General features: G+C 66.5%; 24 protein-coding genes. 12 read left to right on the forward strand and 12 right to left on the reverse strand.

The annotated features are described in order from the left end of the window. Window positions 1–50: 50 nt before the first annotated feature. From CVM50_RS05400 to CVM50_RS05415, 4 genes are read left to right on the forward strand one after another with little or no spacing between them, the layout of a single operon-like run. Window positions 51–728 (forward strand): cell division ATP-binding protein FtsE, encoded by a 678-nt coding sequence (locus tag CVM50_RS05400; RefSeq protein ID WP_085887633.1) that lies wholly within the window; start codon window positions 51–53, stop codon window positions 726–728. Beyond that, window positions 725–1,651, forward strand: coding sequence for a cell division protein FtsX (locus CVM50_RS05405; protein ID WP_408634046.1), 927 nt, complete (start codon window positions 725–727; stop codon window positions 1,649–1,651). The genes CVM50_RS05400 and CVM50_RS05405 overlap by 4 nt, the downstream gene beginning before the upstream one ends. After that, window positions 1,648–2,397: a lysophospholipid acyltransferase family protein gene (locus tag CVM50_RS05410; protein ID WP_085887632.1), complete on the forward strand. Its 750-nt coding sequence runs from the start codon at window positions 1,648–1,650 to the stop codon at window positions 2,395–2,397. The genes CVM50_RS05405 and CVM50_RS05410 overlap by 4 nt, the downstream gene beginning before the upstream one ends. Next, window positions 2,375–2,983 (forward strand): pyridoxamine 5'-phosphate oxidase family protein, encoded by a 609-nt coding sequence (locus CVM50_RS05415; RefSeq protein WP_085887631.1) that lies wholly within the window; start codon window positions 2,375–2,377, stop codon window positions 2,981–2,983. The genes CVM50_RS05410 and CVM50_RS05415 overlap by 23 nt, the downstream gene beginning before the upstream one ends. Here the strand turns inward: CVM50_RS05415 and CVM50_RS05420 are convergent, their stop codons facing one another. The 12 genes from CVM50_RS05420 to CVM50_RS05475 form a co-directional block, all read right to left on the reverse strand. After that, a complete protein-coding gene (locus tag CVM50_RS05420) occupies window positions 2,984–3,823 on the reverse strand; it encodes a glycosyltransferase family 2 protein (RefSeq protein WP_085887630.1) in 840 nt (279 codons plus the stop codon). A 170-nt stretch (window positions 3,824–3,993) separates the two neighbouring features. Next, complete coding sequence (gene lpdA, locus CVM50_RS05425) at window positions 3,994–5,388, reverse strand: dihydrolipoyl dehydrogenase (RefSeq protein ID WP_085887629.1); 1,395 nt, start codon at window positions 5,386–5,388, stop codon at window positions 3,994–3,996. A 124-nt stretch (window positions 5,389–5,512) separates the two neighbouring features. Beyond that, window positions 5,513–5,923, reverse strand: a complete 411-nt coding sequence (locus CVM50_RS05430) for an MAPEG family protein (protein WP_100148446.1) — start codon at window positions 5,921–5,923, stop codon at window positions 5,513–5,515. An 18-nt stretch (window positions 5,924–5,941) separates the two neighbouring features. After that, window positions 5,942–6,331, reverse strand: a complete 390-nt coding sequence (locus CVM50_RS05435; RefSeq protein WP_085887628.1) for an MAPEG family protein — start codon at window positions 6,329–6,331, stop codon at window positions 5,942–5,944. Beyond that, complete coding sequence (locus CVM50_RS05440) at window positions 6,328–6,681, reverse strand: hypothetical protein (RefSeq protein WP_085887627.1); 354 nt, start codon at window positions 6,679–6,681, stop codon at window positions 6,328–6,330. Before CVM50_RS05440 ends, CVM50_RS05435 begins: the two co-directional genes overlap by 4 nt. A 59-nt stretch (window positions 6,682–6,740) precedes the next feature. Then, a complete protein-coding gene (gene odhB, locus CVM50_RS05445) occupies window positions 6,741–8,258 on the reverse strand; it encodes a 2-oxoglutarate dehydrogenase complex dihydrolipoyllysine-residue succinyltransferase (RefSeq protein WP_085887626.1) in 1,518 nt (505 codons plus the stop codon). Between the two features lie 4 nt (window positions 8,259–8,262). Further along, complete coding sequence (locus tag CVM50_RS05450; RefSeq protein WP_085887952.1) at window positions 8,263–11,223, reverse strand: 2-oxoglutarate dehydrogenase E1 component; 2,961 nt, start codon at window positions 11,221–11,223, stop codon at window positions 8,263–8,265. Window positions 11,224–11,329: 106 nt separating this feature from the next. Continuing rightward, window positions 11,330–11,872, reverse strand: coding sequence for a DUF805 domain-containing protein (locus CVM50_RS05455; protein ID WP_085887625.1), 543 nt, complete (start codon window positions 11,870–11,872; stop codon window positions 11,330–11,332). Window positions 11,873–12,050: 178 nt separating this feature from the next. Further along, on the reverse strand, window positions 12,051–12,935 hold the full coding sequence (gene sucD, locus CVM50_RS05460) for a succinate--CoA ligase subunit alpha (protein ID WP_085887624.1): 885 nt from the start codon (window positions 12,933–12,935) through the stop codon (window positions 12,051–12,053). A gap of 4 nt (window positions 12,936–12,939) precedes the next feature. Next, window positions 12,940–14,133, reverse strand: a complete 1,194-nt coding sequence (gene sucC / locus CVM50_RS05465; protein WP_085887623.1) for an ADP-forming succinate--CoA ligase subunit beta — start codon at window positions 14,131–14,133, stop codon at window positions 12,940–12,942. A gap of 388 nt (window positions 14,134–14,521) precedes the next feature. After that, entirely contained in the window at window positions 14,522–15,484 is a 963-nt protein-coding gene (gene mdh, locus CVM50_RS05470; RefSeq protein ID WP_085887622.1) for a malate dehydrogenase, read from the reverse strand. Between the two features lie 349 nt (window positions 15,485–15,833). Further along, window positions 15,834–16,118 carry a hypothetical protein gene (locus CVM50_RS05475; protein WP_085887950.1) on the reverse strand — a complete coding sequence of 95 codons (285 nt, stop codon included), beginning with the start codon at window positions 16,116–16,118 and terminating at the stop codon, window positions 15,834–15,836. A gap of 424 nt (window positions 16,119–16,542) precedes the next feature. On the opposite strand from CVM50_RS05475, the gene CVM50_RS05480 reads away from it, so the two are divergent. The 8 genes from CVM50_RS05480 to CVM50_RS05515 all read left to right on the forward strand — a co-directional run bounded on the left by CVM50_RS05480 (window position 16,543) and on the right by CVM50_RS05515 (window position 23,473). After that, window positions 16,543–17,397, forward strand: coding sequence for an HpcH/HpaI aldolase/citrate lyase family protein (locus CVM50_RS05480; protein WP_085887621.1), 855 nt, complete (start codon window positions 16,543–16,545; stop codon window positions 17,395–17,397). A 68-nt stretch (window positions 17,398–17,465) separates the two neighbouring features. Next, window positions 17,466–18,014: an NnrU family protein gene (locus CVM50_RS05485; protein WP_085887620.1), complete on the forward strand. Its 549-nt coding sequence runs from the start codon at window positions 17,466–17,468 to the stop codon at window positions 18,012–18,014. Window positions 18,015–18,021: 7 nt separating this feature from the next. Beyond that, entirely contained in the window at window positions 18,022–18,225 is a 204-nt protein-coding gene (locus CVM50_RS05490) for a DUF1737 domain-containing protein (protein WP_085887619.1), read from the forward strand. A gap of 1 nt (window position 18,226) precedes the next feature. Further along, window positions 18,227–19,255: a MaoC family dehydratase gene (locus tag CVM50_RS05495; RefSeq protein ID WP_085887618.1), complete on the forward strand. Its 1,029-nt coding sequence runs from the start codon at window positions 18,227–18,229 to the stop codon at window positions 19,253–19,255. 424 nt (window positions 19,256–19,679) lie between these two features. Beyond that, a complete protein-coding gene (gene sdhC, locus CVM50_RS05500) occupies window positions 19,680–20,069 on the forward strand; it encodes a succinate dehydrogenase, cytochrome b556 subunit (protein WP_085887617.1) in 390 nt (129 codons plus the stop codon). Between the two features lie 14 nt (window positions 20,070–20,083). Continuing rightward, window positions 20,084–20,488 carry a succinate dehydrogenase, hydrophobic membrane anchor protein gene (sdhD, locus tag CVM50_RS05505; protein ID WP_085887616.1) on the forward strand — a complete coding sequence of 135 codons (405 nt, stop codon included), beginning with the start codon at window positions 20,084–20,086 and terminating at the stop codon, window positions 20,486–20,488. 15 nt (window positions 20,489–20,503) lie between these two features. Beyond that, the gene (gene sdhA / locus CVM50_RS05510; RefSeq protein WP_085887615.1) at window positions 20,504–22,309 is read left to right on the forward strand and encodes a succinate dehydrogenase flavoprotein subunit; all 1,806 of its coding nucleotides are present in this window, start codon (window positions 20,504–20,506) and stop codon (window positions 22,307–22,309) included. 132 nt (window positions 22,310–22,441) lie between these two features. Beyond that, window positions 22,442–23,473, forward strand: coding sequence for a polysaccharide pyruvyl transferase family protein (locus CVM50_RS05515; protein WP_085887614.1), 1,032 nt, complete (start codon window positions 22,442–22,444; stop codon window positions 23,471–23,473). Window positions 23,474–23,532 lie beyond the last annotated feature (59 nt).

Consider the following 23,532-nt stretch of genomic DNA (forward strand, 5'->3'; position numbering starts at 1 on the left):
AACAGACCCCGCGATCCTGCAAAAGGAACCAGCACACGCGGGGGCTCTACGTGATCGAACTGGACAATCTCGCCTATTCCTATGGCGGCGGAGAGTTGCTGAGCGACATCTCCCTCAGGCTTACCCCGGGCTCGTTCCATTTCCTGACCGGTCCCTCGGGGGCCGGCAAGACGACCTTCCTCAAGCTCTGTTACGGCGCGCTGATCCCGACGGCGGGGCAGGCGGTGCTGTTCGGCCAGGACGTGCGCGAGATGACCCGCGACGACGTGGCCACGATCCGCCGTCGCATCGGCGTGGTGCACCAGGATTGCCAGTTCCTGGACCATCTGACGGTGGCGGAAAACATCGCCCTGCCGCTGATGGTCTCTGGCCATGATGTCGAGGCGGAGCAGCAGAACCTGGGGGAGCTGATCGCCTGGTGCGGCCTCACCCACCGGGCCGGCGCCCTGCCGCCGGAACTGTCGGGCGGCGAACGGCAGCGCGCGGCCCTGGCCCGCGCCGTGATCATGAGCCCGGAGGTGATCCTGGCGGACGAACCCACGGGCAACGTCGATTGGGAAATGTCGCAGCGCCTGCTGGCCCTGCTGGTGGAGCTGAACCGCATGGGCAAGACTGTGATGATCGCCACCCATGACCTGGGCCTGATCCGCGCCGCCAAAAGCCGCGTGCAGGCCCGCGTCCTGCGCATCGCCAAGCGGCGGTTGCAACTGGCGGGGGCGGACCTGTGAACAAGCGCCTGTCGCCACGTGCCCTGGCCGCCATCTCTCCGCTGGCGCTGCTGAAAGGCGAACCGCAGGCGGACCGCGTGGTGCCGCCGACCGGCTTCACCGCCCGGCTGACCCTTTTCGCCGCCGCCGCCATGACCTTCCTTGCCGTCTTCGCCCTGGCGCTGTCGCTGGCCACGGGACGCATGGCCGCCAACTGGTCGCAGGAGCTGGCGCGCAGCTCCACCCTGCGGATCTCGGCGCCCGCGGACCAGATCGCGGCCCAGACCGAGGCGGCGTTGCAGGTGCTGGCGACCACGCGGGGCGTGGCGCGGGCGCGCGCCCTGACGGCGGAGGAACAGCAGGGCCTGCTGGAGCCCTGGTTCGGCCCCGACCTGCCGGTGGACAGCCTGCCCATCCCGCAGCTGGTGGAGATCGTGGAGGACGGCGAGGGTTACGACGCGGCCGGCCTGCGCCTGCGCCTGCAGGCCGAGGTGCCGGGGGCGGTGCTGGACGACCACGCGCGCTGGCGCCGCCCCCTGGTGCGCGCCGCCGAACGGATCCGTGCCCTGGGCCTCCTGTCGCTGCTGCTGATCGGGGGGGTCATGGCGGCCATGATCACCCTTGCTGCCAACTCGGCGCTGGCCGCCAACGCCCAGGTCATCGCCGTGCTGCGCCTTGTCGGCGCCCGGGACGAGTTCATCGCCCGCGCCTTCGTCCGCCGCTTCACCTTCCGGGCCTTCTGGGGCGCGGCGCTTGGCATGGCGCTCGGCCTCGCCGCGTTGCTGGCCCTGCCGCAGGCCCAGGCCGAGGGCGGCTTCCTGACCGGGCTGGGCCTGCGCGGCTGGCACTGGATCTGGCCCTTCGTCCTGCCGCCCGTGGCTGCCGCAGTGTCCTTTGCCGCCACTCGCGCCGCGGCTCGGCGCATGTTGGGGAACCTCGCATGAAAACCGCCTTCGGCTACCTTCGCTCCCTGATCTTCGTGGTGCAGATGTTCGCGATGATGGCCCTGATGGGCATAGCCTTCCTGCCCTGGGCGGCGGTCAGCCGGCGGGGTGCCTATACCGGCGCCTGGGTCTTCTGCCACTGGGTGCGCTGGTCGGTGCGCTGGATCTGCGGGCTGAAAAGCGAGATCCGGGGCGACGTGCCCGAGGGTCAGGTGCTGATCGGCTCGAAACACCAGAGCTTCTTCGACGTGATCCTGATCGTCTCGGCGGTGCGCGAACCGAAGTTCATCATGAAGGACATCCTGCGGTTCACCCCCATCGTCGGGTTCTATGCCCTGCGCATCGGCTGCGTGCCGGTCAAACGCGGCCGCCGGGCGGAGGCGATCCGCGATATGATGGCAAGCGTAACCTCGGGCGATGCGCCGGCGGGGCAGCTGATCATCTATCCGCAGGGCACGCGCGTCGCCCCGGGCCTGCGCGCCGACTACAAGGTGGGCGTGGCTGCGATCTATGAACAGACGCACCAGCCCTGCGTGCCGGCGGCCACCAACGTGGGCCTGTTCTGGCCGCGCAGTGGGCTGCTGCGCAAGCCGGGTCTGGCGGTTCTGGAATTCCTGCCGCCGATCCCGGCGGGCCTGCCCCGGGACGAGTTTCGCGCCCGGCTGCGGCAGGAGGTGGAAAGCGCCTCGGATGCGCTGATGAGGGAAGGAGGGTTCGACCCTGATGGAGTATCTCGACCGGATTGAGGATCTCGAAGAGATCTACGGCAACAGCCCCGGCGCGGCCTCGCTGCGCAAGGTGGCGCAGCGCATGACCCCCGACTATCGCCGCTGGATCACCGCGTCGCGGTTCTGCGTCGTTTCCACCGTCGGGCCGGAGGGTGTCGACGGCAGCCCGCGCGGCGATGATGGCCCCGTGGTGCGCGAACTGGATGAGAGCCACCTGGCGCTGCCCGACTGGCACGGCAACAACCGTATCGACACCCTGCGCAACATCGTCCGCGATCCGCGCATGGCGCTGATGTTCATGGTGCCGGGTTCCAATAACGTGGTGCGGGTGAACGGCCGGGGCCGGGTGACGGCGGATGCCGAGTTGCGCGCGCGGTTTACGTTCAAGGGCAAGCAGCCGCGCAGCGTCGTGGTGATGCAGATCGACGAGATCTATTTCCAATGCGCCCGCGCGGTGATGCGCGCAGGCCTCTGGGACGGGCGCGACGACAGTGCTGGTCTGCCGACCCCGGGAGAGATCCTGGCGGCGATGACCGAGGGCGAAGTGGGCGGAACCGAGTATGACCGCGCCTGGCCCGAGCGCGCAGCGCAGACCATGTGGTGATCAGCCCCGACCGCGCCCTGCCTCGGCCGCCAGTCGCGCCGCGATGAAGGCGTAGAAACTCTGCCCCGGTGCGGCGTCCCGGCTGTAGGCCGCGTTCAGCCGCGCCTTGTCGCGGAACACCTCCGCCAGTCGCGCGCGCAATCGCGGCGTGAGGCCCGCGGTGCCCGGGCTGCCGGCCTCGATCTCGGCCAGGTGGCTGTCATAGGCGCGGGCGACACGGGCGGCGAAGTCGCCACTGCCGGTGGCGGAGCCCCCTGACAGATGCAGACGGTAGGCGGCGCGCCCGAGCGGCGCGGTGCCGCCCACGCGGGCCAGAAGTTCGGCCGCGTGGCGCACGTCCTGGCTGAGATGGGTGGTAAAGGCCCGCGCCAGGCGTCGTGCCAGCACGGGGTGGAAGGAGGCGCCGGTGCGTCCCAGATCCTCCAGCCGCAACACGTCGCCGGGGCCGGGGGGCAGGCGCAGGATCTCCTTTCCGCCCTCGATCACCGCCGTGCGCCCAAAGGCGGCGCCGTGGCGCTGCGCCAGGGGTAGCAGGAAGGTCAGGTAGTCCGGTTCCCAGCTGTCATCCGCGTCCAGAAAGGCGATGTAGTGTCCGCGCGCCTCTGCAAGGGCCCTGTTGCGCGCGGGGCCGGCGCCGCTTTGCACCGCCCCCACGGGCGGGAAGGCATAGCGCGGTCCCTGGGGCATCAGGGGGCGGTAGTCCTGTCCGTCGTCCGAGGCGACCACGATTTCCACGTCCTCCGGCGGCAGGCCGCAGGTCCCGATGGAGGCCACGGCGCCGGGCAGGCTGGCCTCGGCGCGGTAGGCCGGGATGATGACGGAGACAGTGGGGCGGGCCATGATCCGGCCTCCCTTCGGCTGTGCGGCTACCCGAAGGAATGTAGCCTGCGCGCCGATCAAGGAAAGCCAGCGCGACGCTCGGGCGCGTGACGCGGAGCGGGCGGTGGCCGGAAACGAAGAAGCCCGCCGCGCGGGGCGACGGGCGTCTCCAGGTCAGTGATAGAGCCGGATCACATGTGGATCGGGCCGTCGCCGCAGGCCAACGCCGCTTCGCGCACGGCCTCGGAGAAGGTCGGGTGCGCGTGGCAGGTCAGGGCCAGGTCCTCGGCGGAGCCGCCGTATTCCATGGTCACGCAGACCTCGTGGATCAGGTCGCCGGCCGCCGGGCCGATGATCGAGCAGCCCAGGATCCGGTCGGTTTCCTTGTCGGTGATGATCTTCACGAAGCCCTCGGCGGCGAAGACGGCCTTGGCGCGGGCGTTGCCCATGAAGGAGAACTTGCCGACCTTGTAGGCGCGGCCTTCCTTCTTCAGCTCTTCCTCGGTCTTGCCGACGGCGGCGACTTCGGGGTGGGTGTAGATCACGCTGGGGATCACGTCGTAGTTCACGTGGCCCGCCTTGCCGGCGATCACCTCGGCCACGGCCATGCCTTCGTCCTCGGCCTTGTGGGCCAGCATCGGGCCGTCGATGGCGTCACCGATGGCATAGACGCCCTTGACGTTGGTCGCCCAGTGGCCGTCGGTCTTCACCACACCGCGCTCGGTCATCTCAACGCCCAGTTCCTTCAGGCCCAGGCCGTCGGTGAAGGCGCGGCGGCCGGTGGCGACCAGCACGACATCGGCGTCCAGCTGATGCTCGCTGTCGTCCTTCTTCAGCTTGTAGGTCAGCTTCGCCTTGGTCTTGGTGGTCTCGGCGCCCTGGACGGCGGCGCCCAGGATGAAGTTCATGCCCTGCTTCTTCAGGATCTTCTGCAGGTTCTTCTGCACTTCACCGTCCATGGTGGGCGTGATCGTGTCGAGGAATTCGACCACGGTCACCTCGGCGCCCAGACGCGCGTAGACAGAGCCCATTTCCAGGCCGATCACGCCGGCGCCGACGACGACCATCTTCTTCGGCACCTTCGGCAGGTCCAGCGCGCCGGTGCTGTCGACGATGATGCCCTTCTCGTTGTCGATCTCCAGGCCCGGCAGCGAGGCGGGGACGGAGCCGGTGGCGACGATGATGTTCTTGGCCTCGTAAGTCTCATCCCCAACCTTGACCTTGCCGGCCTCGGGGATAGAGCCGTAGCCCTTGATCCAGTCGACCTTGTTCTTCTTGAACAGGAACTCGATCCCGCCGGTGTTGGAGTTCACCACGTCCTGCTTGTAGGCCTTCATCTGGTCCCAGTCGACGGAGGGCGATTTGCCCTTCAGGCCCATGGTGGCGAAGTTGTGTTCCGCCTCGTGCAGCTGGTGCGTGGCGTGCAGAAGCGCCTTGGAGGGGATGCAGCCGACGTTCAGGCAGGTGCCGCCCAGGGTCTCGCGGCCCTCGACACAGGCGGTCTTCAGGCCGAGCTGTGCGCAGCGGATCGCGGACACATAGCCGCCGGGGCCAGCGCCGATGATGATGACGTCATATTGGGCCATGGGTGGTCTCCTTTTTTCGTGGGGCGCGCAGGGGCGCCGGGAGTGCTTCGTTTCGGGTCGGGGGAGGGGGCTCTGCCCCCGCCGCTGGCGCGGCATCCCCGCAGTATTTTGGGCCGCTGGATGATCAGAAGAGCGCGGAGAGGATCATCAGCGTGGTGGCAATCAGCCCCGTCAGCCACAGCAGCGAGCGCCAGGGCACCCAGCCGAAGGCATAGGCGGGGATGTAGAGGATGCGGGCGCCCAGGTAGGTCCAGGCGCAGGTCGCGGTGAGCGGAGAGGCCGCCTGGCCCAGCGTCACCACCGCCACGGCGATGGTGAAGAGGATCAGGGCCTCGAAGTGGTTGTTCATGGCGCGGAAGATGCGGCCCGTGCGCGGGCTGACCTGCTCCATCAGCGGCTTGCCCAGGCGTTGCGGGTCACGCGGTCCCAGGGTCTTGCCGCCGTCCAGTTCCAAGTTCGCGGTGACCGACATCAGCGTGATCTGCGCGACCTGCAGCAGGCCGGCAAGCGCGAGGACGGTGACTTCGGTGGGCAGGGAGTTCATCATTGCACCTCAGAAGAACGCGGCGACATACATGACGCAGGTCGCCAGGAAGCCGCACATGAAAATGACGGACCGCCAGGGGGTCCAGCCGAAGGCGTAGGCGGGGATGTAGACCGCGCGCGCCGCGGCATAGATCAGCGCGCAGGTGGCGGTCACGCCGTTGGCGCTGCCCGACAGCAGCACGACGGCAACGGCGCCGATGAAGAAGGGGAAGTTCTCGGTATGGTTGGCGAGCGCCCGGCGCAGGCGACCGGTCTGTTGCGAGAAATCCGGCAGGTCGTCGCGGGGGCCGGCATTGCCTTCGGGCCCGACATCGCGGGTCAGCAGCATCTGCGACCAGAAGACCAGGACGACGTGTTCCAGGGCCACGATGGCCAGGGCGATGAGTTCGGTGGTCATGAGGGCACCTTCTGTTGCGAGGCCCGGCGCGACCCGATCAGCGCATCAAGCGCGGCGACGCAGGCGAGAACGCCGATCAGCAGCTGCCCGATATTGCTCCACAGGAACCCGCCGGAGATGGCGTAGAGGTAGAGCGCGGCGGCGAGGGTCAAGGTCATCGCGCAGATGCCCCGTTTCTGCGGCGTACGGTAGAGGGAAAGGAGCAGCCCGCCGCACAGGGCCATTTCCACGAGCAGGCGCCCCATGTCCATCAGGTCGGACCGCCCCGCACCGATCCGCGCTCCGGTCAGTACGAAATGCACGGCGCCGGTGGTCAGGATCAGCCAGAAGGAGAGGCGGGCAAGCTTCATCGGACAGGTTCCGAAGGAAAAGGATGCGCCCGGAGTAGCCCGGGCGCATCGGTCGTCTCTTACAGATCCATCAGCAGGCGACGGGGATCTTCCAGCGCTTCCTTGACGCGCACCAGGAAGGTCACGGCGCCCTTGCCGTCGACGATGCGGTGGTCGTAGCTGAGCGCCAGGTACATCATCGGGCGGATCTTGATCTCGCCGTTGACGACCATCGGACGGTCCTGGATCTTGTGCATGCCGAGGATGCCCGACTGCGGGGGGTTCAGGATCGGCGAGGACATCAGCGAGCCGTAGACACCGCCGTTGGAGATGGTGAAGGTGCCGCCCTGCATTTCCGCCATGCTGAGCTTGCCGTCACGGGCGCGCTTGCCCTTCTCGGCGATCGCCTTTTCGATCTCGGCGAAGGACATGCTGTCGACGTCACGGATGACCGGAACCACCAGGCCCTGGGGCGTGCCGGCGGCGATGCCCATGTGAACGTAGTTCTTGTAGACCACGTCGGTGCCGTCGATCTCGGCGTTGACGTCCGGCACTTCCTTCAGGGCGTGGACGCAGGCCTTGGTGAAGAAGGACATGAAGCCCAGGCGGGCGCCGTGCTTCTTCTCGAACTCGTCCTTGTACTGCTTCCGCAGCGCCATGACCTCGGTCATGTCCACCTCGTTGTAGGTGGTCAGCATGGCCGCGGTGTTCTGGCTGTCCTTCAGGCGCTTGGCGATGGTCTGGCGCAGGCGCGTCATCTTCACGCGTTCCTCGCGGGCGGCGTCATCGGCCGGGCTGGGGGCGCGCGGCGCGGCGGCCGGAGCCGAGGGGGCCGATTTGGTGGCCGACAGGGCCTTGGCCACGTCGTCCTTCATGATGCGGCCATCCTTGCCGGTGCCGGTGACCTGGTCGGCGGAGAGGCCGGCCTCTGCCATGGCCTTCTTGGCCGAGGGTGCATCCTCGACGTCCTTGCCACCCGAGGACGCGGGGGCGGAGGCGGCGGGCGCCTCTTCGGACTTGGCGGGCTTGGCAGCGCCCCCTTTGCCGGAGGTCATCTCGGCCAGCTGGCCGCCGGCCTCGACGGTTTCGCCTTCCTTCGCCAGGATCTTGGTCAGGGTGCCGGCGGCCGGCGCGGGCACCTCGACGGAGACCTTGTCGGTTTCCAGCTCGCAGAGCATCTCGTCGGCCTCGAAGCTGTCGCCTTCCTTCTTGAACCAGGTGGCCACGGTGGCTTCGGAGACGGATTCGCCCAGGGTGGGGACCATGACGGGCATGGTCTCGCCGCCAGCATCGGTCGCCTCGGGTTCCTCGGCGGGGGCCTCGGTCTTGCGGGGGGCGGGCTCTTCCGGACCGGCATTGCCGGATTCGGAGATCATGCCCAGCAGGGCGTCGACGCCCACGGTTTCCCCTTCGTTGGCCACGATGTCGGCCAGCACGCCAGCGGCGGGTGCGGGCACTTCGACGGTCACCTTGTCGGTTTCCAGTTCACACAGCATCTCGTCGACGGCCACGCTGTCGCCGGGTTTCTTGAACCAGGTGGCGACGGTGGCTTCGGTAACGGATTCGCCCAGGGTGGGGACGCGGATCTCGGTGCTCATGTCCTTACTTTCCTTCGATGGTCAGCGCTTCGTCGACGATCGACTCCTGCTGAGCTTTATGCTGTTTCGCCAGGCCCGTTGCGGGCGAAGCGGAGGCGAGACGGCCCACGTAGCGCGGGCGCTGATGGGTGGCGCCGATGCGGTTCAGACACCATTCGATGTTGGGCTCGATGAAGGACCAGGCGCCCTGGTTCTTGGGCTCTTCCTGGCACCAGATCATCTCGGCGCCCTTGAAGCGTTCCAGCTCCTTCACCAGCGAGATCGCGGGGAAGGGATAGAACTGTTCGATCCGCATCAGGTAGATGTCGTCGATGCCGCGGGCATCGCGCTCTTCCAGCAGGTCGTAGTAGACCTTGCCCGAGCACATCACGACGCGCTTGATCTTGTCGTCCGCGGCCAGCTTGGTGTCGGAATGGCCGCGTTCGGCGTCATCCCACAGCACACGGTGGAAGCTGGAGCCGGTGGTGAAATCCTCGGCCTTGCTGACGGCCAGCTTGTGGCGCAGCAGCGACTTCGGCGTCATCAGCACCAGCGGCTTGCGGAAGGAACGGTGCAGCTGACGGCGCAGGATGTGGAAGTAGTTGGCCGGCGTGGAGCAGTTGGCCACGATCCAGTTGTCGCCCCCGCACATCTGCAGGAAGCGTTCCAGGCGGGCGGAGGAGTGTTCCGGGCCCTGACCTTCGTAGCCATGGGGCAGCAGCATTACCAGGCCGGACATCCGCAGCCATTTGGATTCGCCCGAGCTGATGAACTGGTCGAACATGATCTGCGCGCCGTTGGCGAAGTCGCCGAACTGGGCTTCCCACATCACCAGGGCGTTCGGCTCGGCCAACGAGTAGCCGTACTCAAAACCCAGCACCGCGTATTCCGACAGCATCGAGTCGATGACCTCGTAACGGGCCTGACCGGGTTTGATGTTGTTCAGCGGGTAGTAGCGTTCCTCGGTCTCCTGGTTGATCAGGGCCGAGTGCCGCTGCGAGAAGGTGCCGCGGGTACTGTCCTGGCCCGCCAGTCGGACCGGGTAGCCTTCCGTCAGCAGCGAGCCGAAGGCCAGAGCCTCGCCGGTGGCCCAGTCGAAGCCTTCGCCGGTCTCGAACATCTTGGCCTTGGTTTCCAGCAGGCGACCGACGGTGCGGTGCAGCGGATAGCCCTCGGGCGCGGTGGTCAGCGACTTGCCGACCTCGGCCATCAGATCTTCGCTGATCGCGGTCTCGCCGCGCTGGTAATCCTCTTTCTCGCGCTCCAGGCCCGACCACTTGCCGTCCAGCCAGTCGGCCTTGTTCGGCTTGTATTCCTTGCCGGCCTCGAACTCCTCGTTCAGATGGGCCTGGAAGGCGGCCTTCATGTCCTCGATCTCGCCCTCGGGGATCAGGCCATCCTTGACCAGGCGATCCGTGTAGAGCGAGAGGGTCGTTTTGTGACCCTTGATGTTCTTGTACATGATCGGGTTGGTGAACATCGGCTCGTCGCCTTCGTTGTGACCAAACCGGCGGTAGCAGAAGATGTCGATCACGACGTCCTTGTGGAACTTCTGGCGATACTCGGTGGCCACCTTGGCGGCGTGGACCACGGCCTCGGGGTCATCCCCGTTGACGTGGAAGATCGGCGCCTCGACCATCAGGGCGATGTCGGTGGGGTAGGGGGAGCTGCGCGAGAAGTGCGGCGCGGTGGTGAAACCGATCTGGTTGTTCACCACGATGTGGATCGTGCCACCGGTGCGGTGACCGACCAGGCCCGACAGGCCGAAGCATTCCGCCACGACGCCCTGGCCCGCGAAGGCGGCATCGCCGTGCAGCAGCACGGGGATGGTGGAGGTGCGTTCGGCATCGTTCAGCTGCGCCTGCTTGGCGCGTGCCTTGCCCAGCACCACCGGGTTCACGGCTTCCAGGTGCGAGGGGTTGGCGGTCAGTGACAGGTGCACGGTGTTGCCGTCGAACTCTCGGTCCGAGGAGGCGCCGAGGTGATATTTCACGTCGCCGGAGCCGTCGACATCCTCGGGTTTGAAGGAGCCGCCCTGGAATTCGTTGAAGATGGCGCGGTAGGGCTTGGACATCACGTTGGCCAGCACCGAAAGGCGGCCGCGGTGCGGCATGCCGATCACAACTTCCTTGGCGCCCAGGTTGCCGCCGCGCTTGATGATCTGTTCCATCGCGGGGATCAGCGCCTCGCCACCGTCGAGACCGAACCGCTTGGTGCCCATGTATTTCACATGCAGGAACTTCTCGAAGCCCTCGGCCTCGACCAGCTTGTTCAGGATGGCGCGGCGGCCCTCACGGGTGAACTTGATCTCCTTGCCGAAGCCCTCGATCCGTTCCTTCAGCCAGGCGGATTGTTCCGGGTCGGAGATGTGCATGTACTGCAGCGCGAAGGTGCCGCAGTAGGTGCGCTTCACGATGTCCAGAATCTGGCGCATCGAGGCGATCTGCAGGCCCAGGACGTTGTCGATGAAGATCGGGCGATCCATGTCGGCGTCGGTGAAGCCGTAGGATTTCGGGTCCAGTTCGGGGTGCTCGACCGGGTCCTTCATGCCCAGCGGGTCCAGGTCGGCGGCCAGGTGGCCACGGATCCGGTAGGCGCGGATCAGCATGATGGCGCGGATGCTGTCCAGAACGGCCCGCTTCACGGCATCGTCGGAAACCTCGACGCCCTTCTCGGCGGCCTTTTCCTGGATCTTCTTGCCGGCGTCCTTGCTTTCCGCCGGGGCGGGCCACATGCCGTCCAGCGCCGCGGTCAGGTCGTCGTTCGGCGTCGGCGGCCAGTCCTTGCGCGACCAGGAGGGGCCTTCGGCCTCTTTCGTGGCATCGCTGCCGCTGTCGCCCAGGGTGGCGAAGAACTCGGCCCAGGCGTCATCGACCGCGGAGGGGTCATTGGCCCAGCGGGCGTACAGCTGTTCGAGGTAGGCGGCGTTGTGCCCCTGCATGAAGCTTGAGGCGTGGAAAAGGTCGTTGGGGCTCTGGTCGTTCATCATGTCACCTGCGGGACGAAACGGAGGGTCATCTGGTGGCGGGCGGGGGCCTGGGGTGGGGCCCCGGGCGGGGCGGCGGAAGGCGGGCTGTGGCAGTCGAGCGGTCTCATGCGGCACCTCGCGGCGCGGGGGCCGGGCCCCAGCGGTTCTCCTGCGGGTCGCTGGGCCGGGTCAGCCACCAGATCACGATCAGGGGCGACAGCACGCAGACGATCAGGGCGATCACCAGGACGATCCCGGCCAGCCCTTCCAGCTGCCCGGCGCCGATGCCGGCACCGAAGGGGTCGGCGAAGTTGAAGGCGCCGATGAAGCCCGCGTAGGTGATCGTGCCGATGATGGCGATGAAAGGGTAGAGCAGGAAGATCCCGCTGCGGCCGGTGTCATGCATCCGGCGCCAGCCGGCGGCGAGCCAGGGCAGCAGCATGGCCAGGCTGAACAGCGAGGACAGGGGGCCATCGGACGAGGCGCTGACGCTGCCCGGCCCCGTGGTGATCTCGGCGGTGCCGAACAGGATGCCGTCGACGATCCCCAGGAGGATCGACGCGATCACATTGAACAGGACGAACCACCAGTATTCCGGGCGGGACGCCCGGCCCGAGAAGGTCACGTATTTGCGCAGGCAGGTGCGGACGGCCTCGGTGAAGCTCATGACAGGAACTCCCGGGGCAGGCACGGATCCGGTTCTGCTTGGTCTCGTGACATTGGTTTTCTCGTTTCCCCCGTACCACATGGGGGTTCAGCATCGGGTGGCAAGGGCCGCATCACGCAAACGCGATGCGGCCCACGCCTTTATCTGGCGTGACGCAGGCTATGCCCGCAGTCGGGCATCAGCCCTTGATGGCCTTCAGCACGGCCTCACCGAGACCGGCAGGGCTGTCCGCGACGACGATACCGGCCGACTTCATGGCTTCGATCTTGTCTTCGGCACCGCCCTTGCCACCGGCGACGATGGCGCCCGCGTGGCCCATGCGGCGGCCCGGAGGCGCGGTACGGCCAGCGATGAAACCGGCGGTCGGCTTCCAGCGGCCCTTCTTCTTCTCGTCGGCCAGGAACTGTGCGGCTTCCTCTTCGGCCGAGCCACCGATCTCGCCGATCATGATGATCGACTCGGTTTCCGGGTCCTTGAGGAACATTTCCAGCACTTCCAGGTGCTCGGTGCCCTTGATCGGGTCACCGCCGATGCCGACGGCCGAGGACTGGCCCAGGCCCGCGTCGGTGGTCTGCTTGACCGCCTCGTAGGTCAGGGTGCCCGAACGGGACACGACGCCGACCGAGCCACGCTTGTGGATATGGCCGGGCATGATGCCGATCTTGCAGGCGCCGGGGGTGATGACACCCGGGCAGTTCGGGCCGATCAGGCGCGAGTTGGAGTTCTTCAGCGCGGCCTTCACCTTCATCATGTCGAGGACGGGGATGCCCTCGGTGATGCAGACGATCAGCGGGATTTCCGCGTCGATGGCTTCCAGGATCGAGTCGGCCGCGAAGGGCGGCGGAACGTAGATCACGGAGGCATTGGCGCCGGTCTTCTCGACCGCCTCGGCCACGCCGTCGAAGACGGGCAGGTCGAGGTGCGTGGTGCCGCCCTTGCCGGGGGTCACGCCGCCGACCATCTTGGTGCCGTAGGCGATCGCCTGTTCGGAGTGGAAGGTACCCTGCGAGCCGGTGAAGCCCTGGCAGATGACCTTGGTGTTTTCGTCAACGAGAACTGCCATTGTCTTAGCCCTTCACTGCTTTCACGATTTTCTCGGCGCCGTCGGACAGGTTGTCTGCCGCGATGACGTTCAGGCCGGAGGATGCGATGATCTCCTTGCCCTGGTCGACGTTGGTGCCTTCCAGACGGACGACCAGCGGCACTTCCAGGCCGACTTCCTTCACGGCCGCGATCACGCCCTCGGCGATGACGTCGCAGCGCATGATGCCGCCGAAGATGTTGACCAGGATGCCCTTCACGTTCTTGTCGGACGTGATGATCTTGAAGGCCTCGGTCACCTTCTCCTTGGTGGCGCCGCCGCCGACGTCGAGGAAGTTGGCGGGTTCCGCACCGTAGAGCTTGATGATGTCCATCGTCGCCATGGCCAGGCCTGCGCCGTTCACCATGCAGCCGATCTCACCGTCCAGCGCGATGTAGTTCAGGTCGTACTTGGAGGCCGCCAGTTCCTTGGCGTCTTCCTCGGTCTCGTCGCGCAGGGCGGCGATGTCGGCGTGGCGGTAGACCGCGTTGCCGTCGAAGCCGACCTTGGCGTCGAGGACCTTCAGGTTGCCGTCGGGCATGACGATCAGCGGGTTGATCTCCAGCTGTTCCATGTCCTTGTCCATGAAGGCACGGTAAAGGTCGCCGATCAGCTTCACGCACTGCTTCATCGCGGCGCCCTTCAGCCCGAGGGCGAAGGCGACCTTGCGGCCGTGGAACGGCGCATAGCCGGTGGCCGGGTCGATGGAGAAGCTGAGGATCTTCTCGGGGGTCGATGCCGCCACTTCCTCGATGTCCATGCCGCCCTCGGTGGAGCAGACCACGGAGACGGAGGAGGTCACGCGGTCGACCAGCAGGGCCAGGTACAGCTCACGCTCGATGTCGGAGCCGGCTTCGATGTAGATGCGGTTGACCTGCTTGCCGGCGGGGCCGGTCTGGTGCGTCACCAGGGTCTTGCCCAGCATCTTCTTGGCTTCGGCTTCGGCCTCTTCGACCGATTTCGCCAGGCGCACACCGCCCTTTTCGCCGGCGCTCTCTTCCACGAAATGGCCCTTGCCGCGACCGCCTGCGTGGATCTGTGCCTTCACGACCCACAGCGGGCCGTCCAGTTCGCCGGCGGCGGTCTTGGCTTCGTCAGCCTTCAGAACCGCGCGACCTTCCGAAACCGGGGCGCCATATTCGCGAAGGATCGCCTTCGCCTGATATTCATGGATATTCATGAACTCCGTCCCTCGTTTGCTACGATTGCCATCGGTAGTGGCACAGTCTTACCCGCCGATGAACCTATTTTTGCAGGGGTGGGAGAAATTCTGCCTATTTTCTTGAGTTTGTGATCACGCGCGGAAAAGCTGTGATCACAACGCCCGGCAGAGGGGGCGAAAGCGCTGCTCGCCGCGCCCTTCTTGGGGAATCGCGGGGCGTCGAGATCGGCGGTTTACCTGTTGAACCTAGCGTCAAAACACCGGTTCGCGCAAATGAGGAGAGCTTTTGCCAAACATCACGCCGCCCGCGCGGGTGCGCGGCTTTAGGCCAAGGCGAAAAAGAAAACGGGCCGCGTAGATGCGCGGCCCGTTTCCGAAACTGTGGTTGGTGGTTGGCGTGGCCGGGTCAGGCCAGCGAGCTGTCGATGCCCTTGCAGGCCTCCACGAGACCCTTCACGGCGTCCACGGACTTGTCGAACATCTCCTGCTCTTCCTTGTTGAGCTTGATGTTGACGATCCGCTCGATGCCGCCGGCGCCGATGACGGTGGGCACGCCCACGTACATGTCCTTCAGGCCGAACTCGCCGCTGCAGGCGGCGGCGCAGGGCAGGACGCGCTTCTGGTCCTTGAGGTAGGCCTCGGCCATCTCGATGGCGGAGGTGGCGGGCGCGTAGAAGGCCGAGCCGGTCTTCAGCAGGCCGACGATCTCGGCGCCACCGTCACGGGTGCGCTGCACGATGGCGTCCAGCTTCTCCTGGGTGGTCCAGCCCATGTCGACCAGGTCGGGCAGCGGGATGCCGGCGACGGTCGAGTAGCGCACGCAGGGCACCATGGTGTCGCCGTGGCCGCCCAGCACGAAGGCGGTGACGTCCTTCATGGACACGTCGAATTCCACAGACAGGAAGTGGCGGAAGCGGGCGCTGTCCAGAACGCCGGCCATGCCGCAGACCTTGTTCGCGGGCAGGCCCGAGAACTTCTGCAGGGCCCAGACCATCGCGTCCAGCGGGTTGGTGATGCAGATGACGAAGGCATCGGGGGCGTTTTCCTTGATGCCTTCACCCACGGCCTTCATGACCTTCAGGTTGATGCCCAGCAGGTCGTCGCGGCTCATGCCCGGCTTGCGCGGCACGCCGGCGGTCACGATGCAGACGTCGGCGCCTGCGATGTCCGCATAGGACTGGGTGCCCTTCAGCTTGGCGTCAAAGCCTTCCGAGGGGCCGGATTCGGCGATGTCGAGCGCCTTGCCCTCGGGGGTGCCTTCCGCGATGTCGAAAAGGACAACGTCACCCAGTTCTTTCAGGGCTGCGAGGTGAGCAAGCGTGCCACCGATCTGCCCTGCGCCGATGAGGGCAATCTTGGGTCTGGCCATTGTTTCTGTCTCCGGTCCGGTTGAAACGTCGGGGATGGCGTAGGCTCTTTGCTGTCAGGACGCAAGGGTGCAGGGGCGCGTGACGCGGGTGCCGCTGGTCAAGGAATGGTGAAAAATGACTTGATTTCAAGGCTCTCCCGGCGCGGACGGGGGCACCTGTTCAGCCTGTCAGCGCGCGGCCTGCCGCCTCTGCGGGCATGTTAGCGGTCGCAGGCTGCAAGCCATGTCGGGCCGGGGAGGGCGCGCGGCGCGATTCTTTCCGGGCATGACACAGGCCGGGGCCCACGTTCCGGGTCAGACCTTGCGAGCAGGCCCGTTTCGTCTGCTGCCCGGTCCGGTCATGAGCCGGTTAGGCGTCCTGGTCATCGACTGGCAGAGCTTCGTTCAGACGCTCAAAGGCCTGGCCGCTGGCGATCAGGCAGGTGATCCCCTGAGGTGAGGTGGCGGTGATCGTCCAGGTGCCGCTGTCGTCGGAGGCGAAAACCTCGATCACCGCGTTGTTGGCGCTCAGGCCGATCGACTTGCGGGTCTCGCCATAGCCCTCGGCCAGCCGGTCCACCACGACGTCACGCGGCGCGCAGGCGCGGGTGCTACTGGTGGCGGTCTGGGCCGCGACAGCGGCGGGGGAGAGCATCGGCAACAGGCACAGCAGCGCGACAAGGCCGTGCAGGGGAGGGCGCTTGCGGGGCCGGCGCCCAGGTTCGCGGCGGAGACAGGTCGGGGAATGACGCATTCTGACCCTTTCAAGCTGGAGCCGGTCCCGGGCGGGGGCCGGCAGGTCGCGGGCAGGTGGCACGCGGGCGGCCTGGCCCCCGGCGTCTCTATCCTGTCGGCGCGGTCCCGTTCCGGCCCGTGACGCGTTCAGCCTGCGGGAGAAGATCCTGAAATCTGGTTAACAGCGCGGCCGAAGGCGCTATCTTGGTCACGAGATCCTCGCCCGTGGCGTCCCGATGCGGCGTTGCGGCGAAAATTGCCCCCAGGGTGCGGTTTGGGCTTGAAGCAATCGGTCCCTTTGTGTCACCTCTGCGCAAGAAAATTACTCAGCTGAGGTTGTCCCCATGGAAACCACCCTGCGCCCCTACCGCTCCCTTCTCTATATCCCCGGCTCAAAAGACCGCGCGCTGGAGAAGGCGCGCAGCCTTCCGGTCGATGCGATCCTGTTCGATCTGGAAGATGCCGTGATGCCCGAGGCCAAGGTGGGCGCGCGTGACACGCTCACCGCCGCGCTGGCCGAAGGGGGCTTTGGCCCGCGGGCCAAGATCGTGCGGGTCAACGGGCTGGACACCGAATGGGGGCGCGGGGACGTGGCCGCGCTGGAGGGCGCCGACATCGACGCGATCCTGCTGCCCAAGGTCATTTCCGCTGCCGATATCGACGCGCTGGCCGCGCTCTGCGACGTGCCGATCTGGGCGATGATGGAAACCCCGCTGGCCATCTTCAACGCGCTGGAGATCGCTGCGCACCCCCGTGTGCAGGGCTTCGTCGCCGGCACCAACGATCTGGCGAAGGAGCTGAACTGCCGCACGCGGCCGGACCGGTTGCCGATGCAGATGGCGCTGCAGACCATTCTGATGGCCGCCCGGGCCCATGACGTGATCGCCGCCGACGGGGTTTACAACCAGTTCAAGGATGAGGCCGGATTGGAAGCCGAGTGCGAGCAGGGCCGCGATCTGGGCTTCGACGGCAAGACGCTGATTCATCCCGCCCAGCTGGAGGTCGCCAACCGCGTCTTCGCCCCGTCGGAGGCCGAGGTCGAGCTGGCCCGGCGGCAGATCGCCGCCTACGAGGAGGTGCTGGAGACCGGGCAGGGAGTTGCCGTGGTCGACGGCAAGATCGTCGAGAACCTGCATGTGGAGACCGCGCGCAAGACGCTGGCCAAGGCAGAGGCGATCGCACAGCCGGCGCTTGCATAGCAGCCATTGCGCCGGCGGGCCGGGCAGACCAGTGTGGGCGTCGAACGCACTACCAAGAGGCACCTTTCATGGCACTCATCCTGCTCGGCCTGATCCTGTGGACCTGGCCCCACGTAATGAAGGAATATACCCCCGGTCTGCGTGCCGGGATGTCCGAGGGCACCGCCAAGGGGGGGATCGCGGTCGCCGCTGTCCTTGCCATCGTCCTGATGGTGCTGGGGTATCGCTCGGCCGAATTCGTCCATGTCTACGCGCCACCGGCCTGGGGGCAGCACCTGAACAACCTGCTGATGCTCTTTTCCGTCGCGCTCTTCGGCGCGGCCAAGGGCACCAGCCACCTGCGCGCCTGGGTGCGGCACCCGATGTTCGCGGGCACCATCCTGTGGGGCCTGTCGCACCTGCTGGTGCGCGGCGACGCGGCTTCGATTCTGCTGTTCGGGGGCATGATCCTGTGGGCCGTGGCCGGTTGGGTCGTGACCAACCGCCGTCAACCCGCGCCTGCGCCCATCGTGCCCTCGGTGAAGAAGGACGTGATCCTGATCGTCGTGACCCTGGTGGTCTACGCCGTCATCGTCCTGATCCACGGCCTCGTCGGCCCCAGCCCCCTGCCCATGTGAGGACGCCATGAAGCTCTATCGTTTCCTGTCCGAAGACGACACCTCCGCCTTCTGCCACAAGGTTACCGCCGCGCTGAATGCCGGCTGGGCGCTGCATGGCGATCCGACCTACGCCTATGATGCCGCCAACGGCACCATGCGCTGCGGCCAGGCGGTAGTGAAGGAGGTCGACGGTACCTATTCCCCCGACATAAAGCTTGGAGCCTACTGAGATGAAGACCAACCCGGGCCGTTTCTTCGAGGATTACACCCTGGGGGAGGTGATCCCCCATGCGGTGCCGCGCACCGTCACGGCGGGGGAGCGCGCGCTGTATCACGCGCTCTACCCGGCGCGCGGGGCGCTCTATTCCTCGGACGAATTCGCCCGGGCCTGCGGGCTGCCGGGATCGCCCATCGATGACCTGGCGGCCTTCCACCTGGTCTTCGGCAAGACGGTGCCGGACATCTCGCTGAACGCTGTGGCCAACCTAGGCTATGCGGAGGGCCGTTGGCTGGCGCCGGTCTGGCCCGGAGACACGCTGACCGCGCGCTCCACCGTGATCGGGCTGAAGCAGAACTCGAACGGCAAGACCGGCGTGGTCTGGGTGCGCACCGAGGGGCTGAACCAGTACGGTGCGATCATTCTCAGCTATGTCCGCTGGGTGATGGTGCGCAAGGGCAACCCGGAGGCGCCGGCCCCTGAAACCGTCGTGCCGGAGCTGTCCGACGCGGTGGCCGCCGGTGATCTGGCGGTGCCCGAAGGACTGGATTTCACCGGCTACGATTTCGCCCAGGCGGGCGAGCCGCATGCCTGGGGCGACTACGACGTGGGCGAGCGGATCGACCACGTGGACGGCTCGACCGTGGAGGAGGCCGAGCACATGCTGGCCACCCGTCTGTGGCAGAACACGGCCAAGGTCCACTTCGACGCCACCTTCCGCCCCGATGGCCAGCGCCTGATCTATGGCGGTCACGTGATTTCCATGGCACGGGCCTTGTCCTTCAACGGCTTGGCCAATGCCCAGATGATCGTGGCGCTGAACGGCGGCGCCCATGCGAATCCCTGTTTCTCGGGCACGACGATCAAGGCCTGGTCCGAGGTGCTGGATCGTGCCGAGACCAGTGCACCGGGCGTGGGCGCCCTGCGTCTGCGATTGGTTGCGACCTCGGGTGGGGAGCCATTCACCCTGCGGGGCGAGGATGGGAAATACCTGTCGCACGTCCTTCTCGACCTCGATTACTGGGCGTTGGTGCCGCGTTGATCTGTCGGCGCGGGGTGTCGCCCCGAAGGGCGCGACGGCCTTCGGCGAGAGTATTTCGGTCTATCGGATGGGGCAGGGCGTTGCCATCTGTGGCCTGCAGGCGCGCGCCCGTCTCAGCCGCAACAGGGACGGGGTCCGGGGGGCGTCGCCCACATTATCCGTCAGCCATAAATACTCCGGCGGGCCGGACCGTCCGGGGCAAAACGCCGGGCCAGGGGCGCAGAATCAAGTCGTAAAACCTAGCAAATCAGTCAGAATTTTGCGTCGCTCATTACGTGATCACAGCGTCATTTTCCGTGATCACAAGTTGAAAAAGATATGGTTGCTTTCGTCAAATTCTCGGGACCGGACGCCCCGGAGAGGATGACAAGCGCATGCGATCTGCGTAAACCAGAGACCAAGGGAAATCCGGAAAGGACATGCCATGGCCGATGTGAACCGGGGCAACCGCCCGCTCTCTCCATTCATGCTCGGGAAGCACTACAGGTTCCAGCTCAACTCCGTCACCTCGATCCTGACGCGGATCACCGGCAACGCGATGGTCGTTTCCGCGCTGCTGGTCGCCTGGTGGCTTCTGGCGGCCTCCTCCGGCCCCGACTACTTCGCGACCGCAGACTACGTGCTGACCTCCTTCATTGGTGACATCATCATGACGCTGTCGGTCCTGGGCCTGTGGTATCACACCCTGGCAGGCTGCCGTCACCTGCTGTGGGACAACGGCTACTGCCTGGATGTCGAAACCTCCGACAAGCTCGGCTGGGGCATCATCGGCGGCTCCGTCGTCCTGACCCTGCTGACCATCATCATCGTCTGAGAGGAGAGCCAGCCATGCGTTATCTCACCGACCGCAAGCGCGCCGTGGGCATGGGTGCCTCCAAGACCGGCACCGAGCACCACTGGTTCATGCAGGTGACGTCCTTCGCCCTGCTGCCGCTCGTCATCCTGTTCGTCTTCACCTTCGGCTGTGCCCTGGGCGGATCCTACGAAGAGGTTGTCGCCTACTATTCCCGTCCCTTCCCGGCCATCGTCGCCCTGCTGACCCTCTGGGTCGGCATGATGCACTTCAAGTCCGGCGCCCAGATGGCGATCGAAGACTACGTCCACGGCATGAAGGGCCGTCTGACCATCATCGCGGTGACCTGCCTGGCCTATGCCATCGCGGCCACCGGCACCTATGCCCTGATCAAGCTCGCACTCTCCGCTTCCGGCGTGATGATCGAGATCGACGTCTAAGACCCGAGGTTTCCAATGGCTGCTTACGAATACGAAACGCACGAATATGACGTGGTCGTGGTCGGCGCCGGTGGCGCGGGTCTGCGCGCCACCCTCGGCATGGCCGAACAGGGGCTGAAAACGGCCTGCGTGACCAAGGTCTTCCCGACCCGCTCGCACACCGTGGCGGCACAGGGCGGCATCGCCGCCTCGCTGTCGAATATGGGCCCGGACAACTGGCAGTGGCACATGTACGACACCGTCAAGGGCTCCGACTGGCTGGGCGACACCGACGCCATGGAATACCTGGCGCGGTCCGCCCCCAAGGCCGTCTATGAGCTGGAGCACTACGGCGTGCCCTTCTCGCGCACCGAGGAAGGCAAGATCTACCAGCGTCCCTTCGGCGGTCACACCACCGAGTTCGGCGAGGGCCCCGCCGTGCAGCGGACCTGTGCCGCCGCCGACCGGACCGGCCACGCGATCCTGCACACGCTCTACGGCCAATCGTTGAAGAACAACGCAGAGTTCTACATCGAGTATTTCGCCATCGACCTCATCATGAGCGACGACGGCGTCTGCACCGGTGTCGTCTGCTGGAAGCTCGATGACGGCACCATGCACGTCTTCAACGCCAAGATGGTTGTGCTGGCCACCGGCGGCTACGGTCGTGCCTACTTCTCCGCCACCTCTGCCCACACCTGCACCGGCGACGGCGGCGGCATGGTGGCGCGCGCAGGCCTCGCGCTGCAGGACATGGAGTTCGTGCAGTTCCACCCGACCGGCATCTACGGCTCGGGCTGCCTGATTACCGAGGGCGCGCGCGGCGAAGGCGGCTACCTGACCAACGCCGAAGGCGAACGGTTCATGGAGCGATACGCGCCCCAGTACAAGGACCTGGCGCCGCGCGACTACGTCTCGCGCTCCATGACCATGGAGATCCGCGAAGGCCGCGGTGTGGGGGAACATGGTGACCACATTCACCTGAACCTGTCGCACCTGCCCGCAGAGGCCCTGGCAGAACGCCTGCCGGGCATCTCCGAGTCGGCCAAGATCTTCGCCGGCGTGGACGTGACCAAGGAACCGATCCCGGTTCTGCCGACGGTGCACTACAACATGGGCGGCATTCCTACCAACTACCACGGTGAGGTGCTGAACCCGACCGCCGACAACCCGACCGCCGTCGTGCCCGGCCTGATGGCCGTGGGCGAAGCGGGCTGTGCGAGCGTCCACGGCGCCAACCGCCTCGGTTCCAACTCGCTGATCGACCTGGTGGTCTTCGGTCGTGCCGCCGCCCTGCGCGCCGGTGAGGTGGTGGACCGCGAATCCGCGATTCCCGCGACCAACAAGGCATCGGTCGATAAGGCCTTTGACCGCTTCGACTTCTACCGCAACGCCAAGGGCGGTGTGCCGACCGCGGAACTGCGGCTGGAAATGCAGCGCACCATGCAGTCCGACGCGGCCGTCTTCCGGGCCTCCGACACGCTGAAGGACGGGGTCGAGAAGATGACCGAGATCGCCGGCAAGCTGCCCGATGTCCATGTCACCGACCGTTCGCTCGTCTGGAACTCGGACCTGATGGAAACGCTGGAGCTGACCAACCTGATGCCGAACGCTATGGCCACCATCGTCGGCGCCGAGGCTCGTCACGAATCCCGCGGCGCCCACGCTCACGAGGACTACGCGGAGCGTGATGACGAGAACTGGCGCGTCCACTCCATCACCCGCGTCGACGGCGCGAAGGTGGACCTGTCTTACCGTCCGATCATCGCCGACCCGCTGACGACCGAGGAAGAGGGCGGCATCTCGCTCAAGAAGATCGCGCCCAAGGCGCGGACGTTCTGATATGGTGGCCGGCCGGCAAGCGGCCCTGCGTTGTGTCCTTCGGGGACGCGACCGGGGCACGCCGCCGGCCGCTCGCTTTCCCTACGCGCCGGAGGCCCTCCGGCGGCGGCTTCGCCCGGACTACGTGACCCGATGACCCAGCACATGCAAAGCTCGACCGCTTCGACCGGCGCCCCCCGTGGCACCGGCGGTGGTTTGCTGCATCTGCACCTGCTGGACACTTCCGTGGCCAGCGACAACGTGGGCGACGAGATCATCACCCGCTATCTGCGCGCGCAGCTTGAGGCGACATTCCCCGACGCCTATTTCACCACCTCCGCATCGCATGACGGGCTGGGCCGATTCGGCCGTCGCCTGGTTAAAGCAGCGGATACTGTCTTTCTCCTGGGGACCAATGCGCTATATTCCCGGTGGCGGGCCCGCGGTGGCCTGATGCCGATGTCGCGCGCCGACGTGCGCGCGATGGACGGCAAGCTGGTGCTCTTCGGGGTCGGAGCCAACCGGGCATGGACGGGGCGGGCCGACCGACGCCAGGTCCGCCGGCTGTCGCGCCTGCTGTCTTCACGCTTCACCCATTCGGTGCGAGATGGATCTGCCATGAAGATCGTAGAGGCTGCTGGCCGCTGCGTCCTGAACGGTTCCTGTCCGACGATTTGGACCCTGCCACGCCAGCAGAGCTTCGCGCCCGCACGGCCCGAGCACGTCATTTTCTCGCTGACCGCCTACCGGGCCGATCGCGACGCCGATGCGCGCTTTCTCGATTGGCTGAAGACGCGTTACACGCGGTTCAGCTTCTGGCCCCAGCAGGTCGAGGATATCGCTTACTTCGACAGTTTCGCCAACCGACCCGACGCCACGCGGATCGCGCCGAACCTCGCGGCCTTCGACCGCGCCCTGGCCGATCCTGCGGCGCTGGACGTCGTGGGCTCGCGCCTGCACGGCGGGATCCACGGGCTGCACGCCGGGCGGCGCAGCGTGATCCTTGCGGTCGACAACCGGGCGCGCGAAATAGGTGCAGAGACCCAGATCCCCGTGCTGGACCGGGTCGAGGCGCCCGACCGGCTCGACGCGCTGCTCGATGCGCCGATCGAGATCGACCTGACCGCATCGCATGAGCTCGCGACGCGCTACCTCTCTCAGTTCGAGGAGCTGCGCGCCGCATGACTTCTTCTTTCCGCATCACCCAGCAGATCGCATGCCCGCTGGCATGCCGTGCCGCCATC

The sequence above is a fragment of the Pseudooceanicola marinus genome (assembly GCF_002786295.1).
GTDB classification, from domain to species: Bacteria; Pseudomonadota; Alphaproteobacteria; order Rhodobacterales; family Rhodobacteraceae; genus Pseudooceanicola; species Pseudooceanicola marinus.